The organism is Candidatus Eremiobacteraceae bacterium, assembly GCA_035314825.1.
Lineage (GTDB): Bacteria > Vulcanimicrobiota > Vulcanimicrobiia > Eremiobacterales > Eremiobacteraceae > JAFAHD01.
In genome coordinates this window covers 63,866-79,787 of record DATFYX010000034.1, presented here as the reverse complement: position 1 = coordinate 79,787, position 15,922 = coordinate 63,866, and the positions used below count along the sequence as shown (strand labels likewise).

Genomic DNA, 15,922 nt, shown 5'->3' with positions numbered 1-15,922 from the left:
GCCTCGTCGCAGGCGTTTAAGGCGGCGGTATCAGGGGGATTGCACAGATCGGCGAGGACGACACGGCCGGCAGCCATTGCGGCAGTGTGTCGAACGCGTGTTGACGCGTTGTGGACGAGATGCGGCTATTTGACCAGGGTTTCAGCGGCGACGAATTCGATGCCGGCCGCCTGCATCTGAGGGATCATCACCGACAGCGCCTGAGCGGTTTCGGGGAATGGATGGCCGATCGCGATGGCTTGACCGCGTTCGAGCGCCACTTTTTCGGTGGCGAGCAGCTGCGCTTCGATCGCCTTTTCATTCACGTCGTTATCCAAGAACACGTCGCGCGCGGCGGTTTGAACGCCGGCCTCGCGCGCCATCTGCGCGCCAAGGCTAGCGTTGGTCGTCTCCGAGTCGATGAAGAACAGCCCCTTCGATTTGAAAACCGCCAGCACGTCATGCATGACGCGGGGATCGCTCGTGCCCCGGCTGCCCATGTGATTGTTGCCGCCCGGCACGGGCGGGAGCGACTCCAGATCTAGCTCCACCTGCGTCATGATCTGCTGATCGGTCATCGACGTCGTGATCGCGCCCGGTCCGGGGTTGTAATCCGATGAGAGAGGCTGCATCGGCAAGTGCAGCATGATGGGTTTGCCTGCGGCCTGCGCTTCTTGCGCGAACTCGCGCCCGTGCTGCGTGAGCGGCAGGATCGCGAGCGTCAGCGGAACGGAGAACGGTAGGAACTGTTCGTCTTTGGGCAAGTTGTTGCCGCAGTCATCGATGATGATCGCGACGCGCGGCGGGTGCGGCGGCGCAAGCGGGCCGGTCCCGGAAACCGCAGGACGCAACGCCGGCGGCGCGCTTTGCGCGACTTGCGGGCCGGGCTTGAGCGGTCGGGTACCTTGTGAGGTGCGTTGCTTCGCCTGATGCGCGTGCGAGCCGCCCCCGTAGTAACCGGCGATCTGGCGCTTGAGCGCCACGATCCCCCACCACGAAGCGGCGACGATCAGACCGACAAGCACAACCGGAAGCCACGGGAACGGACGCGGACGCGGGCGACGCCTCGGCCTCCGGCGTCGAGTTGCCATATCGTACGCACGTTCGGAACCGGCGCGCGCGCGCCCTCGTGGAGTGCTAGAGCGACGTGGTCGGCAGCGTGGTGGCGTCGCTCGCCGGCAACGGCTGTGCCGTGGGTGCGTTTCCCGGCGTGACGTCCTTCGGCATGAGAATGCTCGGCAGCGTCAACCCGCTAAGCGCGTGCACGACGATGTCGAGCCTGCGGGCGGCGAGCTCTTTGCCGTTGGGATCGTAGATGCGAACTTCGATGTACTTCGTTCCGGACAGCGCCACCGCGGCGCCGTTGATCGGGAAGGTGTAGTCGCGGTCCATCGTGGTGGTCCGGCCGCTTTGGTCGATCTTCTCTTTCTGGCTGAGCAGCAACGAATTGTTCGCGTTGTACACGGCGAACTGCACGTTGTCGAACGGCACTGTGCCGAAACCATGCGTGACGACGTGGGCGTGGATCGTCGCTTTCGTGTCCAACAGGCCGACGACGATGGGATTGGGCGTCAAGTCGAGCTGCACTGATTGGAACGGGTTGCAGCCCGCCACCGCAAGCGCAAACGCCGCGACGCCGGTGGCAAGGACGATTCGAGTTCTCATGTCACCATTGTAACGGACTCGGGGTGCCAAAAGTGACCGGCCGCGGCTGGGATTTCCCTTAGAGCGAGGCTGGCGTGTCGGGCGCGCTCGACGGCTCGGCACAGCCGCGGCTGAACAGCCACAAGAAATTGAGCATGATCAGGTTAGCGACGATGCTCGAGCCGCCGTACGAGAAGAACGGCAGCGTGATGCCGGTCAACGGCAGCAGCCCCACCACCCCGCCGACGATCACGAACACCTGAATGCCCAGCGTGGCCGAAAAACCCGTGGCCAGCAGCATGGTGAAGCGATCGGCCGCCGCGAACGCGATGCCGAAGCCGCGCACGACCAAGACCGTGTAGAGCGCGATCAACGCCAAGCCGCCGATCAATCCGAACTCTTCGGCCCACGCCGCAAAGGTGTAGTCGGTCGCGGCATCCGGAATGAACCCGGGATGCCCTTGATGATACCCAGTTCCCAGCAACCCACCGGCGGCCAGCGAGAAGAATCCCTGTTCTGCCTGGTAGCCGCGGCCCAGCGGATCGTTCCATGGATCTAGCCACACGCCGATGCGCGTCTGCACGTACGGCAAGTTGTGGACGGCGAACCACGCGCCCAGCGCGAACACGATCAGAAAAGCGATGACGATGTCGAGGCGGCGCGCCGCGACGTACAGCATCACCAAGAAGATGCCCAAGAACAGCGCCGCCATCCCGACATCGTGCTGCAGCACGAGCGTGACGATGGATACTCCCCAGCCAAGCACGAGCGGCAGCATGAGCCGCGTGTAGCGGCCGATCTCTGACCAGCGCACGGCGGCGATCTCCTCGCCCTTATCGGCCAGATACGCCGCCATGAAGAACACCATGAACAGCTTGATGCCCTCGACCGGCTGTGCGTTGAACGGCCCGATGTGGAACCACAAGCGCGCGCCGTTGACCTCCTGGCCGAAATAGTGCAGCGCCACGAACAGCGCGAGCGACACCAGCACCCACGGGTAGGTGACGTGCGCGAGCTTGCGATACTGCACGAAGAGCCGCTGGCCGAGGACCACGATCGCCAAGCCGGCGATGAGCGACCCGGTCTGGTGGCGTCCGAGATATGGATCGATCCGACTGATCTCGAGGATGCCCAAGGCGCAGATGGCGGCGACGATGGGAATGATGACGCGATCGTGCTCGACCGCGTCCGGCGGCGTCGCCTGCCAGACGACGAACAATGCGCCCGCGAGGATCAGCATCCACCACGGATACCAGCCGTTGAGCGGCAACAGCAGGGCCAAGCCGATCGCCGCCAGGACCAGCACGACGATCAAGGGCATGAGGGAGCGGAGCGGGGCCGGCGCGGCCGCCCAGCGTGCTGCTACATCCACCTAGTGTCGGGGTTGCGCGCGCAGGTAGTCGTCGGCGGCGCTCGGCCCACGCACCCGCACGCCAGACTCGAGCTCGTGCTGCGCGGCTGGCGGCAAAGACTGTGCCGTCACATCGTAGGTTTTCCGCGTCACGTGCAGTGGAACGCCATAGACGCTCGCTGGTGAGCCTGCGTACAGGACGACCTTGCCTGTCTCGTCGGTGGTCAGATACAGATGGCCGTCGCTAAACCACCACGCGATGATTCCCGCGGCCGCGATGATGAGCAGCGCCGCGGCGACGAGCAGCGTCGCCCGAAGCGTAAAGCGGCGCCGCGGTGCGCGCGCCTGATCCGCCGCCGAGCCGTGCACCGTCGCGTCGCGAGCCAGCAATACCGTGGCGTTGTCGGCGCCGCCCGCGATGCGTGCAAGCGCGACGACGCGCTGCGCGCTCGCGTCGGCGCTGTCGCGGTTGGTCAGTGCCGGCTGCAGATCGGCGAGCGGCACGGCGCGATGCGCGCCGTCCGTCAACAGCGCGATCGCATCGCGTTGGTGCAGCGTGTAGTGCGAGACTTTCGGAGCGACCGCCACCGCGTCTTCGATGCCCAACGCGCGCATGAGCAGCGGGCGCGACGAGCGCCCCTTGCCCGGCCGAGGCGTGCGGCCGCCGCTGCGCACCAGCTCGGGCACGATCGACTCGTCGTTGGTCAGCGCGACGAGCTCGTTGCGGCGCAAGAGATAAGCGCGCGAGTCGCCGATATGCGCGATGAAGGCCTGATCGTTGATGATGAGGACGGCCGTGCACGTCGAGGCGGTCGTGACGCAGTCGTCGCTGCCGCCGCCGAGCCGGTAGAGCCGGTCGTTCGCCTCGGTGAAGGCGCTCACCAAGAGCTGGCGGACATCGGTGGGGCTCAGCGTGCGGGAGGGGAACGTGGCGCGGCGCAATTCGCGGCGCACCGCATCGCGGACGGTTTCGAGCACGAGCGTCGCCGCCGGCACGCCATGGGCGCGACCGAATCCATCTGCCACGGCAAGCAGCGTGACGTTCTTATGGAGCTGCTCTGCGCTCCAAGCGTCTTCGTTCGACCGCTGCCCCGCGCCGACGTCGGTGGCTACGCCGACCTCCATCGAAACCGCTTCCTATCGGAGCGCGCTAGACATCCTCATGAGATGGCGCTCCTAGGTAGACTATTTGGTTGGTTCCCAAACCAATCCTGTCCCCGCGGCGCAGCGGCGCCATGCCGTCCAGGCGCTTGCCGTTGAGCAAGGTTCCATTGGTGGAATCGAGGTCCTCAATGGTCGCGACGCCCTCGGCCACGTGCAGCCGGGCGTGCATCTTCGAGACGCTAGCGTCGTCAAAGGCGATGTCACAATCGCGCCCTCGTCCCAGCAGGCAGCCGTCGCGAGCCTCAAGCGTATCGGCTCCCTGGCCCGGCCGCTGGACTCGCAAGACCACGGCGTCGCTGTGTTCGGGCTGGTCGACCTGCTGCGCGGCGGCCGGTGAACGAAATGCCCACAGCGCCAGCGCCAGCGCGCCGAGCGCCATGGCCAGCGATTCCCATCGTACTGCGAGCGCATCTTGGATCATCGTGGCGCGCGTTCGAGCATCGCGTAGAAGAATCCGTCGGCGCCGTTGATGCCTGGCTCACTCAATACGCCGCCGTCCGCGTGTGTGACGCCGGACGCATCGGGCAACGCGAGCGGCCGGGCGCGCCACTCTTGGTTGCCACGCAGGAACGCGTCGACGACATCCTCGTCCTCGGTCCGCGCGGTCGAACAGGTCACGTACAGCAGGCGGCCGCCCGGACGCACGTTGCCCGCGGCATGTGCCAGCACGTCACGCTGGATGGCGCCGAAGCGCACCGGATCGCCTGGGTCCTTGCGCCAGCGCGCGTCTGCGCGGCGTCCGAGAATCCCTAGACCCGAACATGGCGCGTCAACAAGTGCGGCGTCCGCGCCCGCCTCGATGCCGGTCGCATAGTCCGCGCGAGCGTTGGCGCGGATCACGGCGATCGGCGTGGCCAGACGAGCGGTGCCGGCCTGCAATGCCTTCAATTTGGTGGCGTCGTCGTCGACCGCGACGATGCGCCCACGACCGCTCATGCGCGCTGCGATCATGCCTGTCTTCACGCCGCGTCCCGCGCACACGTCAAGAATCGTCTCGCCTGCTTTCGGATCCAGGAGCTGCACGGCGAACTGGCTCTCTTCGCTTTGCACAGTGAGCCGGCCGTCCGCGATATAGCGTTCGAAGACTTTGCGGTCACCGCGCGATGCGTTCTCGATGACGATGCATTCGGGAATGCCGAGCTGGCCGTAGGCGGTCTCAAATCCCGCCTGCTCGAGCGCGTTGCGCGCTTGCGCATCGGTCCATTGCGACAAGTCCGTGCGCAGCGCGCGCCGCGGCGGCCCATTGATGCCGGCCCCGATGCGCACCGCCTCGTCGAAGCCGAATCGGTCGATGAACGATTGCGCGATCCAGTCGGGCAACGAAGCGTACAGGCCCAACGCAACCGCGCCGCCTTCGGGAGCGGGCAGCGGCGGTTGCGGACGCTCGCGGCTCAGGCGGCGCAGCACCGCATTGGTTGTTGAGGCCAGGCCGGCATGTCCGAGCCGGCGCGCGAGCGCGACGCTTTCGTCGACGGCGCTGTGGACCGGCACGCGCTCGAGATACAGGATCTGATATGCGCCCAGCAGCAGCACCCACTGCAACAAGCGGTCGAGTTTGTCGAACGGTTTGTTCAGGCAGGTCTGCACCGCCCATGCGAGAGTGCGACGACGTTTCAGCGTGCCATGGGCGAGTTCGGTGGCAAAGGCGCGATCGCGCCCGTCAAGGCGGGCTTCAACAAGCATGCGGTCCAGCGTTGCGGATGCGTCGCCGCCTTGCATAAGCGCTCGAAGCGCGACTTCGCGCGCGGTCATCGCAGGCTGCGCGCGAAATCGGCGCCGCGCATCGGCGGCTTGCCCGCTGGCACGACGCGCAACAATCGCAGCGCGCCGGACCGGCACGCGATGAGCGGGCCGTCGCCGTCCAGCGAAAGCAGATCGCCCGGCGCGGCGAGCGCGTCGTGCGCGCCGTCCTCGGTGCGCGCTTGCAAGACTTTGACCCGCTGACCGCCGACCTCAAGCCATGCGCCGGGCTTGGGGCTCAGCGAGCGAACCACGTTGACGCTGCGGGAAGCGTCATCAAGGGCAAGACGAAGATCGTCTTTTGCGATTGGGCGTGTGAACGTCGCTTTCGTCTCGTCTTGTGCGACTCGACCGAGCGTTCCGGCTGCGAGCGCACCAAGCGCAGAGCGCAGCAGGCCCGCGCTCACTTGCGCCAAGCGGTCGTGCAGCGATTCGAAGTCATCGTCGGGATTGATCGCGACCGTCTCGGCCAGCGCGATGTCGCCTGCGTCCATTCGTTCCGACATCCAGATGATGCTCACACCGGTCGCGGACAACCCGTCGCGCAGCGCCGCTTGGATCGGCGTCGCGCCGCGATACTGCGGCAACAGGCTCGGGTGCACGTTAAGCGCGCCGAGCGCCGGCACGTTCAGCAGCGCGCGCGGCAAGATCTTCCCGTACGACGCGGTCACGAGCACGTCAGGCGCAAGCACAGCCGCGGCCTCGCACAATACAGCGTCGAGCTTTTCTGGCGTGAACACCGGCATGCCGGCGCCGGCAGCGGCGATTCTGACCGGAGTCGGCGTCAACTTCAAACCGCGACCGGCGGGCCGATCAGCTTGGGTGTAGACGGCGATGACGTCATGGGCGCGCCCGATTTCGAGAAGACTCGGCACCGCGAACGCGGAGCTGCCGAAGAAGATGACGCGCAAGCGGCGCGCGGGCTGCTCAGATGCCGACGTTGCGAAGAGCTTCTTCTTCTTTCTCCGGTTTTTCCGCCTCTACGGGCAGCGCATCCCGGATGTTGGTCGCTTTGTCGAGGATCAGCACACCGTCGAGGTGGTCGACCTCGTGCTGGAAGCAGCGCGCCAACCATCCCTCGGCGCGCAGCGTGAACTTCTTGCCGTTGCGATCGAGCCCGCTCACGGTGCACGCCGTCGCCCGCACGACGTCGCCGAGTTTGCCCGGAATCGACAGACAGCCTTCGACGGCTTCTTCTTCGCCCTCAAAATCGCTGAGCACCGGATTGACGACCGCGTAAGGCGTCTCGTCCTCGCCGCCGAGATGGACGACGATGATGCGCTTGCCGATCCCGACCTGCGGCGCCGCCAGCCCGATGCCCGGCGCGGCGCGCATGGTCGCGAACATATCGTCGATGAGCTGCTGGGTGAGCGGCAGCTTCAACTCAAGGTTGGTGACCTTCTTAGCGACCTTGTGCAGAATGGGGTCGGGCTCGAAGATGATGCGTCTGATGTAAGCCATGCACCAACTACAAGATGTATTGCGAGAGGTCTTGGTCCTTCACAATGTCCGCGAGTCGCTCCTCCACGTACTCCGCGTCGACGACGATCGAGCCACCGCGCTCCGGGGCGTCGTAACTGACGCCTTCGAGCACTCGCTCGAGCATCGTGTGCAGCCGGCGCGCGCCGATGTTCTCGGTCTGTTCGTTGACCAGCGTCGCCAATCGCGCGATCGCGTCGATGCCGTCGTCGGTGAACGTCAGGGTGACTGCGTCGGTCGCCAGCAGTTGCCGGTATTGCTCGATGAGCGCGTTCTTCGGCGCGGTGAGGATGGTCACGAAATCGTCTTTGGTCAGGCTGCCGAGCTCGACGCGGATCGGAAAGCGGCCCTGAAGCTCGGGGATGAGATCGCTCGGCTTGCTGACGTGGAAAGCGCCGGCGCCGATGAACAGCACGTGGTCGGTCTTGACCGGCCCGTGCTTGGTGAGTACGGTCGAACCTTCGACGATCGGAAGGATGTCGCGCTGCACGCCCTCGCGCGACACGTCGGGCCCGCCGCCCTGATGGCTGGGACCGGCGATCTTGTCCATCTCGTCGATGAAGATGATGCCGTCTTGCTCTGCGCGGCGCACCGCTTCGCGCTTGAGCGAATCGTTGTCGATCAGTTTGGCCGCTTCTTCTTGCGTGAAGATGTTCTTGGCCTCGGCGACCGTGACGCGGCGCTTCGAACGTTTCTTGGGCAGCATGGAACCGAGCAGATCGTTCATGTTGCCGCCCATCTCTTCCATCTGCGGGCCGCCGAAGGTCAACACCGTCTGCGGCTCTTCGATATCGATCTCGATGATGCGCACGTCATAAAACCCGCTGCGCAGTTCGCTCTTGACCCGTTCGCGGCGCTGCTCAAGCTCGTCGGTGCGCGACTGCGGCGGCGCCTCGGGCACCGCGCGCGAGCCTCCCTGCCCGCTGAGCATCGCCGACAGAGCGGAGAACGGCGTCGAGCCATCGCCGGACGGCATGCGCGTCGACGGGTCGATGATATCCGCCAGACGATCGAGCGCCGCTTCCTGCGCGGCCGCGCGCGTCTCTTCGATGCGTTCGGCGCGGACCGTGCGTATCGAGGCTTCAACGAGGTCGCGGACCATCGACTCCACGTCGCGCCCGACGTAGCCGACCTCGGTGTACTTGGTAGCTTCGACTTTGATGAACGGCGCGCCGACCAGATTCGCCAGTCGCCGCGCGATCTCGGTCTTACCGACGCCGGTGGGGCCGATCATGAGGATGTTCTTGGGGATGACCTCGTCGCGCATCTCGCCGCTGAGCATGTTGCGGCGGTAGCGATTGCGCAGCGCCACCGCGACGGCGCGCTTGGCGTCGGCCTGCCCAACGATGTAGCGGTCCAGCTCGGCGACGATGCGGGACGGGGTAAGTGTTTTAGGATCCATGGGAAATCTATCAATTCGACGTCGCCGGAGCACGCCCTCCGCTACGTCCGACTAGGTCCCGCGTCCGGTCACATCGCGCCGGGATGTTCCTCGGTGGCCCACACCTTGGACGGATCGGTTTCGAACGGCCACACGTGCACCATCCAATTGTAGATGACCGGTTTGAACGTGCCGCCGGCGGCCGCGCATGCCTGCGCGGTCGTGATGGAACCCTGCAGGCCGAACTGCGCATTCGGTCCGGTCCATGCGACGCGCTGGCCCGACGACGGCATGCACAGATTGGTGTGGAGATGCCAGGTGGCGACGCTGAGCGGCACGCGCTGGTCGAGCTGGTCGTCGGTCGCCTTTTCCGGGGCGGTATACATCGCGCCCTCAAGTTCGTAGCCGCCCGCCACGCGCTTGTACATCAACGACGTCGGCCGCGCAGGATCGAACGAGAACACGTTGGCAGCGGCATTCGCCCAGTTGGTGAAATGATACATCGGCTGCGGGATCTCGGGATGGAACTGGACGTACCCGGCAGCCACGGCGGCCCGATAGTCTTTGAACGGTGCGATCGCCGTGCGCAGCGTGGCGAGGATTTGATCGGCGCGCTGTTGGTCGGCGGCGTTGGCTGTTCGGTGCGCCGTCATGAGCATGTGGCCGCCGTGCTCCATGTGCCCGTCGTCCATCATCTGCATGGACTCCATCGTCGCATTCGATGCGGGCGGAGCCGACGGGGCGGGGGACGACGCGGTCATACCGTCCATGCCCGCCATGTTCTGCATCGCGACCATGTGCATCGACGCCGCGTGCGTGGCCATATCGCACGAGTCGCTGCACGGATCGCCGGCGCGCGCACCGTCGGGGGCGATCGCGAGACATGCAGCCGCGATCGCCGAGATCGAAAGGACAAGCGTCAGTTTCGTCATGCTCTTCGTGCCTCCGCATTCATGGTACGGGCTAGCCGCCCTCCGGCAAAGAGAGAAAGTCTGTGGAACCGATTAGAACAAGGTGAAACCTGTGCTCGCGGGAATCTAATCCGCCACAGCATAGCGATCACGCATGTAGCGCGTTCTTCGGAACGCGCCTTTTTTGGGAGAGCCTCTCTTGAACGTCGTCGTACCCAAGGAGATCGCGCCAGGCGAAAACCGGGTCGCGCTCACGCCCGACGCCGCATCGCGGCTCGTCAAAGCGGGCAACGCCGTCATGGTCGAGCACGCAGCCGGCGATGCAGCCGGGTATCGCGACGCCGACTATGAGGCGGCGGGCGCCACCATCGTTCCGACTGCGTCCCAGACCTATGCCGGCGCGGGCCTCGTGGTCAAGGTCCAGCGGCCGCTGACGGACGGTCCCGATGAGCTCAGCCTCATCCCGCAAGGCGCTGCTCTGGTCGCATTCTTGCAGCCGCTGGCCGATCCGCAGTACGCGTCGAAACTTGCGCAGCGCAAGATCACCGGACTTTCGATGGAGCTGATCCCGCGCATCTCGCGCGCGCAGAGCATGGATGCGCTGTCGTCGCAGGCGACGGTCTCAGGGTATAAGTCGGTTCTGGTCGCCGCCGACGCGTTGCCGAAATTCTTCCCCATGCTCATGACGGCCGCGGGCACGGTGCCGCCGGCCAAAGTGCTCGTGTTGGGCGCCGGCGTCGCCGGGCTGCAAGCGATCGCGACCGCGCGCCGGCTCGGCGCGGTCGTCACCGGCTTTGACGTCCGCGCCGCCGTCAAAGAGCAGGTCGAGAGCCTGGGCGCGACGTTCTTGGGTTCGACGCCGAAAGACGCCGAGGGTGCAGGCGGGTATGCGAAGGAGTTGGCGGCAGACCAGCAGCGGCGCGACCAGGAGCTTATCGCGACGACCGCCGCGAGCATGGACGTCATCATCACGACCGCGCTTATCCCCGGACGGCGCGCGCCGATACTCATCACCGCGGCCGCCGTGCAGAACATGAAGCCGGGCTCGGTGATCGTCGATCTCGCCGCTGAAGCCGGCGGCAACTGCGAGCTGAGCGAACCTGGATCGACCGTGGTCAAGAACGGCGTGACCATCGCCGCGCCCACGAATCTTGCGAGCACGATGCCGCAGCACGCCAGCATGCTGTACGCCAAGAACGTCCTCGCGCTGCTCGCCCTGCTGATCAAGGACGGCACGCTGACGCTGGACATGAATGACGAGATCGCGCGCGGCGTGTGCGTCACGCGAGACGGCGAGATCGTCAACGAAGCGGTGCGCACGCGTTTGCAAGGAGCTGGTGCATGAGCGTCTATCTGATGATGCAGATCACCGTGTTCGTGCTGGCGGTCTTCGTCGGCTTCGAAGTGATCTCCAAGGTGCCGTCGATGCTGCACACGCCGCTCATGTCGGCGACCAACGCGATCCACGGCATCGTCGTCGTCGGCGCCATGCTCATCGCAGGAGCGGCGATCGGCGGCGTGGCGGGCCACGCGATCGGCTTAGCAGCCATGATCCTGGGTTCGATCAACGTCGTCGGCGGCTTCGCCGTCACCGAGCGCATGCTCGAGATGTTCAAAGGCAGGACGGAGAACCGGCCGCGATGACCGCAGAGCAGACCGTTCTTTCGCTCGCCTACCTCGTCACCGCGATCCTGTTCATCTTGGGCTTGAAGTTCTTGAGCTCGCCGCGCAGCGCGCGGACGGGCAACATCCTCGCCATGGCCGGCATGGCGATCGCGATCGTCGCGACCTGCTTCGACGCGAGCATCATATCGTGGACCGACATCATCATCGGCGCGGCCATCGGCGTGCCGATCGGCCTTGTGTCAGCGCGGCTAGTCAAGATGACGGCCATGCCGCAGATGGTGGCGCTCTTCAACGGCGCCGGCGGCGGCGCGGCAGCCCTGGTCTCAGCCGGCGAGTTCATCAAGCTGACCGCCGTGCAGCACATGGACAACATGTCCATCACGGTCCACCCGACGTGGGAGCAACTGTTGCCGATCGTGCTGAGCTCGATCATCGGGTCGGTGAGCTTCTCCGGCAGCATCATCGCGTTCGCGAAGCTGCAAGAGCTCATGACCGGCCGGCCGATCACGTATGCCGGTCAGCAGATCGTCAACGCGATCGTGCTGCTGGTCATGGTCGGCTTGTCCGCGTTCATGCTGATGGGCAACGTCTCGGTGCCGGTGTTCGCCGGCATCGTCGTGGCAGCGCTGGCGCTCGGCGTGCTCGGCGTGCTGCCGATCGGCGGCGCGGATATGCCGGTCGTGATCTCGCTGCTCAACTCGTTCACCGGCGTCGCCGTCGCCGTCACCGGCTTCGCGCTCAACAGCACGGTGCTGATCATCAGCGGCACCCTCGTGGGCGCCTCAGGTACCTTGCTCACGACCCTGATGGCGACCGCCATGAATCGCTCGCTCGCCAACGTGCTCTTCGGCGCGTTCGGCGCCGCGCCCAAGACCGGTGAAGCCGGACCAGCCGCGGCCGCGAGCGGCGCCACCGTACGCTCGGCAAGCGCCGAGGACGTCGCGACGCTGCTCGCCTACTCGCGCTCGGTCATCATCGTGCCCGGCTACGGCATGGCGGTCGCGCAGGCGCAGCACGCCGTGCGCGAGCTGGCCGCCAATCTCGAAAAGCGCGGCGTCGACGTGAAGTTCGCGATCCACCCGGTGGCCGGGCGCATGCCCGGACACATGAACGTGTTGCTGGCCGAGGCGAACGTGCCGTACGACCAGTTGCACGAGATGGACGAGATCAATCCGCAGTTCGAGGCAGCCGACGTGGCGCTGGTCATCGGCGCGAACGATGTCACCAACCCGGCGGCGCGCAACGTGCAGAACAGCCCGATCTACGGCATGCCGATCCTCGACGTCGACAAAGCCAAGAACATCGTCGTCCTCAAGCGTTCCATGGCGCCCGGGTTCGCGGGCATCGACAACCCGTTATATGAGAATCCCAAGACGATGATGCTCTTCGGCGACGCGAAGGACTCTGTGCAAAAGCTTGCGGCGGAAGTCGCCCAAGCCTAAGCCAATACGCGCTCGTAGCGATGGTCCGTGTGGCCGGGCATGTCGTCGCTCGGGCCTGTCCACACCCGTTTGAACCCAAGCGACTCAAGCAGCGCGATCGACGCCTGATTCTCGATATCGACGATCGCCTTTACGAGCGTGACGCCAAGGTCGCGCAGCGCGCGCTCGATGACCGCGCTACAAGCCTCTTTGCCGTAGCCTTGGCGCCAGTATGCGGGGAAGATGTCGTACCCGATCACTGCGGATTTGCCGTCCACCGTCGCTTGAACCAAACCCACGTAGGGCCCGTCCTTGCCGCGCACGGCCCAATTGAACCAGAGCTGCGAGCCGTCGCGGCCGACCGCCAGCCGCTCGAAGCGGCGCTCTAGGCCGGCTTCCGACTTCGGCGGACGTTGGGCTTCGTAGCGATATAACCGCTCGTCGCGCATCGGCTCGAAAAGAGCGCGCGCGTGCGAAGGCTTGAGCGGCTCGAGTCTGAGCCGCTCCGTGGCCAGCGCTAGATCAGCCACCTTACGTTCCGGCGCCGCTCGACGGCGGCGCGGGCCGCGCTTGAAGTCCGGCGTCGGCCATCGCTTTGAGCGATCGATACCAGTACAGCAGGGCGATCCAACCTGTTTGAATCGCATACATCACGAATGGTGCGATTATTGCGATGCCCACCGCCAGTGCTTGATTTCTTGTCGGCGCGACTAGGTGGTGCGCCACGAGCAGTTTCCAGGACACGATGACGACAAGATCGGGGATGAGGACCGCCAGCGCGATCGCGATGGTCGAGACGACGAGGAACAGAAACGTACGCCAGAAGCGGCCTGTCGTGAGCTCCCACGAGCGTCGAAGACCGACTTCAGCGGTCACCCCGTCCAAGGCGATCGCGGCCGGCGCCACCGAGAATTTCGTGCCGAAGTAGAATCCCGGCCACACGAGCGCGAGAAGCCCGAAGACCACGGCGAAGCAAGCGATGATATTGGCCAGCAGCAGACGTCCGACCGTGCCGGCCGTCATGCGATAGCCCGGGCTGATCGTGCGCACGGCGTTGGCGCCCGCGAAATACGCCCAGGGGATGGTGCATATGTTGAGCGCTAGCGCTCCGGTGCCTTGGGCGGCGCCAGCAGCGCTCACCACGACCAGGATCAGGACGACGGGCCAGGAGCCCACCGTCGCATACAGCGCCTCGTCGAACGCCCTGGCGAGCAGCGGTCCGAGACGCGGGTAGTCCGCGCGGACCTGCACGCTCACAGCGTCTCGATCGCGATATCGTCGTTCGTGTAGATGTCGATGCGCCCAGCGACCTGCAACGCTTCGCGCACGATGTCTTCTGCGCTTAGCGGAGTGTTCTTGATCAACGCCAGCGCGGCGGCTTGGGCGTACGGGCCGCCGGAGCCGATCGCGGCGATGTTATCGTCGGGTTCGACCACGTCGCCGGTGCCCGAAAGCACGAAGAGATGCTCGGTGTCGCCGACGATCAGCAGCGCCTCGAGGCGGCGCAAGTACCGATCCTGGCGCCAATCCTTGGCCAGCTCGACCGACGCGCGGGTGATGTTGCCGCGGAACTCTTGCAGCTTGGCTTCGAATTTGTCGAGTAGCGTGATGCCGTCCGCGGCTGAACCGGCGAAACCAGCAAGCACTTTGCCTCCGCCGACCGCGCGCACTTTGCGCGCGTGATGTTTCATGACGACTTTATCGAGCGTGACCTGGCCATCGCCGCCGATCGCGATGTGTCCATCGCGCAACACCCCGACGATTGTGGTTGAACGGATCATGCTACCTCGATGCCCGAGCTGTGCCCGGATGGTATGCCCGTCGACAGATCCCGGGCGATCGTATCGATCTCGGCCAGCGCGCGTTCGGCGAAAGCGCGCCGTCGTGCCTGCTTGTCCAGACGCGGCCCCTCGAGCTGCTCGAAATAGGCGAAGGTGACGTTTTGCGGTTGGAAGTCATGGCTCGTGCCATCGCGCAAGTACGCCAACAGCGCGCCGATCGCGGTCCGCGCCGGAGGCACGAACGGCCGCTCGTCCCCTTTCGCCCGGCGCGCGGCGTTGATCGCGGCGACGATGCCCGTGGCGGCGGCCTCGACGTAGCCCTCGCAGCCGGTCACCTGCCCCGCCAAGAAGACGTGCGGTGCGGCGCGCAAACGCAAGTCCTCGGCCAGCACGCGCGGCGCGTCGACGAACGTGTTGCGATGCATCACCCCAAGTCGCAGCCACTCGGCTTCATGCAGACCCGGCAGTTTGCCGAGGGCGCTCTTCTGCGCCGGCCAGGTCAAGCGGGTTTGGAATCCGACGAGATTGTAGGCCGTCCCCGCCGCATTCTCACGGCGCAGCTGGACGACCGCATATGGGCGCTTGCCGGTGCGCGGATCCACCAAGCCGACCGGCTTGAGCGGACCAAAACGCAGCGTGTCCTCACCGCGCCTGGCCATCTCTTCGACCGGCAGGCACGCCTCGAAGTACGGGATCTTGCCGCTCGCGTCCGCCTCGAAGCCGTGCGGCTCGTGTTTGTCGCCGTCCACCAGGTCGCGCACCAGTTGGCGATATTGCATCTGGTCGAGCCCGATGTTGAGATAATCAGCGCCGTCGCCCTTGCCGTAGCGCGAGGCCTCGTACATCTGCGAGCGGTCCAGCGAATCGGCGGCCACGATCGGCGACGCCGCATCGAAATAGTGCAATTGCGGCCCGCATAGCCGCGTCAACTCCGCAGCGAGCGCCGGCGATGCGAGCGGCCCGCACGCGACGATCGTCAACCCGCCGTCAGGAATAACGCGCACCTCTTCGCGCCGCACGTCGATGAGCGGATGTTCGGCGATCCTACGTTCGACGTGGTCGGCAAACCGCTCGCGGTCGACCGCGAGCGCGCCGCCCGCGGGCACGGAGGTCGCACGCGCCGACTCGATGATGAGCGAACCGAGGCGCCCCATCTCTTCTTTGAGCAGCCCGACCGCGTTTTCCAGCGAAGCCCCACGTAGCGAGTTGCTGCACACCAGCTCGGCGAGCCGCCCGCTGACGTGCGCGCCGGTCTGCACGTGCGGGCGCATCTCGTACAGCGTCACGGGGACGCCCGCATGCGCGAGCTGCCACGCCGCTTCCGAACCTGCAAGTCCTCCGCCGATGACGGTCACACCCTGCGACATCATGGGCACCATTCGGTCATGACGCTGCAGCGCCCCGCAACGTCAAGAGCAGTCGAATAAATTCGACCGCTCCACCGA

Annotated in this window: 17 protein-coding genes; 3 read left to right on the top strand and 14 right to left on the bottom strand. The window is 65.8% G+C overall.

The features are described from left to right. Positions 1 to 125: 125 nt before the first annotated feature. The 10 genes from VKF82_04975 to VKF82_04930 all read right to left on the bottom strand — a co-directional run bounded on the left by VKF82_04975 (position 126) and on the right by VKF82_04930 (position 9,670). The gene (locus VKF82_04975) at positions 126 to 1,004 is read right to left on the bottom strand and encodes a divergent polysaccharide deacetylase family protein (GenBank protein HME81407.1); all 879 of its coding nucleotides are present in this window, start codon (positions 1,002 to 1,004) and stop codon (positions 126 to 128) included. 112 nt (positions 1,005 to 1,116) lie between these two features. Beyond that, positions 1,117 to 1,644, bottom strand: coding sequence for a hypothetical protein (locus VKF82_04970; GenBank protein ID HME81406.1), 528 nt, complete (start codon positions 1,642 to 1,644; stop codon positions 1,117 to 1,119). Positions 1,645 to 1,702: 58 nt separating this feature from the next. Beyond that, positions 1,703 to 2,944, bottom strand: a complete 1,242-nt coding sequence (locus tag VKF82_04965; protein ID HME81405.1) for an FtsW/RodA/SpoVE family cell cycle protein — start codon at positions 2,942 to 2,944, stop codon at positions 1,703 to 1,705. 51 nt (positions 2,945 to 2,995) lie between these two features. After that, positions 2,996 to 4,099: a protein phosphatase 2C domain-containing protein gene (locus tag VKF82_04960; GenBank protein ID HME81404.1), complete on the bottom strand. Its 1,104-nt coding sequence runs from the start codon at positions 4,097 to 4,099 to the stop codon at positions 2,996 to 2,998. A gap of 25 nt (positions 4,100 to 4,124) precedes the next feature. Further along, positions 4,125 to 4,559, bottom strand: a complete 435-nt coding sequence (locus VKF82_04955) for an FHA domain-containing protein (protein ID HME81403.1) — start codon at positions 4,557 to 4,559, stop codon at positions 4,125 to 4,127. After that, the gene (rsmB, locus tag VKF82_04950) at positions 4,556 to 5,890 is read right to left on the bottom strand and encodes a 16S rRNA (cytosine(967)-C(5))-methyltransferase RsmB (GenBank protein HME81402.1); all 1,335 of its coding nucleotides are present in this window, start codon (positions 5,888 to 5,890) and stop codon (positions 4,556 to 4,558) included. The genes VKF82_04955 and rsmB overlap by 4 nt, the downstream gene beginning before the upstream one ends. Continuing rightward, the gene (gene fmt, locus VKF82_04945; protein ID HME81401.1) at positions 5,887 to 6,789 is read right to left on the bottom strand and encodes a methionyl-tRNA formyltransferase; all 903 of its coding nucleotides are present in this window, start codon (positions 6,787 to 6,789) and stop codon (positions 5,887 to 5,889) included. The genes rsmB and fmt overlap by 4 nt, the downstream gene beginning before the upstream one ends. 16 nt (positions 6,790 to 6,805) lie before the next feature. Continuing rightward, entirely contained in the window at positions 6,806 to 7,339 is a 534-nt protein-coding gene (gene def / locus VKF82_04940; GenBank protein ID HME81400.1) for a peptide deformylase, read from the bottom strand. Between the two features lie 7 nt (positions 7,340 to 7,346). Beyond that, positions 7,347 to 8,759, bottom strand: coding sequence for an ATP-dependent protease ATPase subunit HslU (hslU, locus tag VKF82_04935; GenBank protein ID HME81399.1), 1,413 nt, complete (start codon positions 8,757 to 8,759; stop codon positions 7,347 to 7,349). Between the two features lie 68 nt (positions 8,760 to 8,827). Beyond that, a complete protein-coding gene (locus tag VKF82_04930) occupies positions 8,828 to 9,670 on the bottom strand; it encodes a hypothetical protein (GenBank protein HME81398.1) in 843 nt (280 codons plus the stop codon). A 178-nt stretch (positions 9,671 to 9,848) separates the two neighbouring features. Here VKF82_04930 and VKF82_04925 point away from each other — a divergent pair, with 178 nt between their 5' ends. The 3 genes from VKF82_04925 to VKF82_04915 are packed head-to-tail and all read left to right on the top strand — an operon-like array spanning position 9,849 to position 12,717. Next, a complete protein-coding gene (locus VKF82_04925; GenBank protein HME81397.1) occupies positions 9,849 to 10,994 on the top strand; it encodes a Re/Si-specific NAD(P)(+) transhydrogenase subunit alpha in 1,146 nt (381 codons plus the stop codon). Beyond that, a complete protein-coding gene (locus tag VKF82_04920; GenBank protein HME81396.1) occupies positions 10,991 to 11,293 on the top strand; it encodes an NAD(P) transhydrogenase subunit alpha in 303 nt (100 codons plus the stop codon). The genes VKF82_04925 and VKF82_04920 overlap by 4 nt, the downstream gene beginning before the upstream one ends. After that, entirely contained in the window at positions 11,290 to 12,717 is a 1,428-nt protein-coding gene (locus VKF82_04915) for an NAD(P)(+) transhydrogenase (Re/Si-specific) subunit beta (protein ID HME81395.1), read from the top strand. Before VKF82_04920 ends, VKF82_04915 begins: the two co-directional genes overlap by 4 nt. Here the strand turns inward: VKF82_04915 and VKF82_04910 are convergent. Genes VKF82_04910 through trmFO form a run of 4 tightly spaced genes read right to left on the bottom strand, consistent with a single transcriptional unit; the run spans position 12,714 to position 15,847 of the window. Beyond that, on the bottom strand, positions 12,714 to 13,226 hold the full coding sequence (locus tag VKF82_04910; protein HME81394.1) for a GNAT family N-acetyltransferase: 513 nt from the start codon (positions 13,224 to 13,226) through the stop codon (positions 12,714 to 12,716). The genes VKF82_04915 and VKF82_04910 overlap by 4 nt on opposite strands. Before the next feature lies 1 nt (position 13,227). Then, entirely contained in the window at positions 13,228 to 13,953 is a 726-nt protein-coding gene (locus VKF82_04905) for a hypothetical protein (protein ID HME81393.1), read from the bottom strand. Further along, positions 13,950 to 14,477 carry an ATP-dependent protease subunit HslV gene (hslV, locus tag VKF82_04900; GenBank protein ID HME81392.1) on the bottom strand — a complete coding sequence of 176 codons (528 nt, stop codon included), beginning with the start codon at positions 14,475 to 14,477 and terminating at the stop codon, positions 13,950 to 13,952. Before hslV ends, VKF82_04905 begins: the two co-directional genes overlap by 4 nt. Beyond that, the gene (gene trmFO, locus VKF82_04895; protein ID HME81391.1) at positions 14,474 to 15,847 is read right to left on the bottom strand and encodes a methylenetetrahydrofolate--tRNA-(uracil(54)-C(5))-methyltransferase (FADH(2)-oxidizing) TrmFO; all 1,374 of its coding nucleotides are present in this window, start codon (positions 15,845 to 15,847) and stop codon (positions 14,474 to 14,476) included. Before trmFO ends, hslV begins: the two co-directional genes overlap by 4 nt. Positions 15,848 to 15,922: the final 75 nt, after the last annotated feature.

Excerpts from the sequence above, each read along its gene's own strand:
- VKF82_04970 (HME81406.1), bottom strand. The coding sequence starts at position 1,644 with ATGAGAACTCGAATCGTCCTTGCCACCGGCGTCGCGGCGTTTGCGCTT.
- VKF82_04965 (HME81405.1), bottom strand. The coding sequence starts at position 2,944 with ATGCCCTTGATCGTCGTGCTGGTCCTGGCGGCGATCGGCTTGGCCCTG.
- VKF82_04960 (HME81404.1), bottom strand. The coding sequence starts at position 4,099 with ATGGAGGTCGGCGTAGCCACCGACGTCGGCGCGGGGCAGCGGTCGAAC.
- VKF82_04955 (HME81403.1), bottom strand. The coding sequence starts at position 4,559 with ATGATCCAAGATGCGCTCGCAGTACGATGGGAATCGCTGGCCATGGCG.
- rsmB (HME81402.1), bottom strand. The coding sequence starts at position 5,890 with ATGACCGCGCGCGAAGTCGCGCTTCGAGCGCTTATGCAAGGCGGCGAC.
- def (HME81400.1), bottom strand. The coding sequence starts at position 7,339 with ATGGCTTACATCAGACGCATCATCTTCGAGCCCGACCCCATTCTGCAC.
- hslU (HME81399.1), bottom strand. The coding sequence starts at position 8,759 with ATGGATCCTAAAACACTTACCCCGTCCCGCATCGTCGCCGAGCTGGAC.
- VKF82_04930 (HME81398.1), bottom strand. The coding sequence starts at position 9,670 with ATGACGAAACTGACGCTTGTCCTTTCGATCTCGGCGATCGCGGCTGCA.
- VKF82_04920 (HME81396.1), top strand. The coding sequence starts at position 10,991 with ATGAGCGTCTATCTGATGATGCAGATCACCGTGTTCGTGCTGGCGGTC.
- VKF82_04915 (HME81395.1), top strand. The coding sequence starts at position 11,290 with ATGACCGCAGAGCAGACCGTTCTTTCGCTCGCCTACCTCGTCACCGCG.
- hslV (HME81392.1), bottom strand. The coding sequence starts at position 14,477 with ATGATCCGTTCAACCACAATCGTCGGGGTGTTGCGCGATGGACACATC.
- trmFO (HME81391.1), bottom strand. The coding sequence starts at position 15,847 with ATGATGTCGCAGGGTGTGACCGTCATCGGCGGAGGACTTGCAGGTTCG.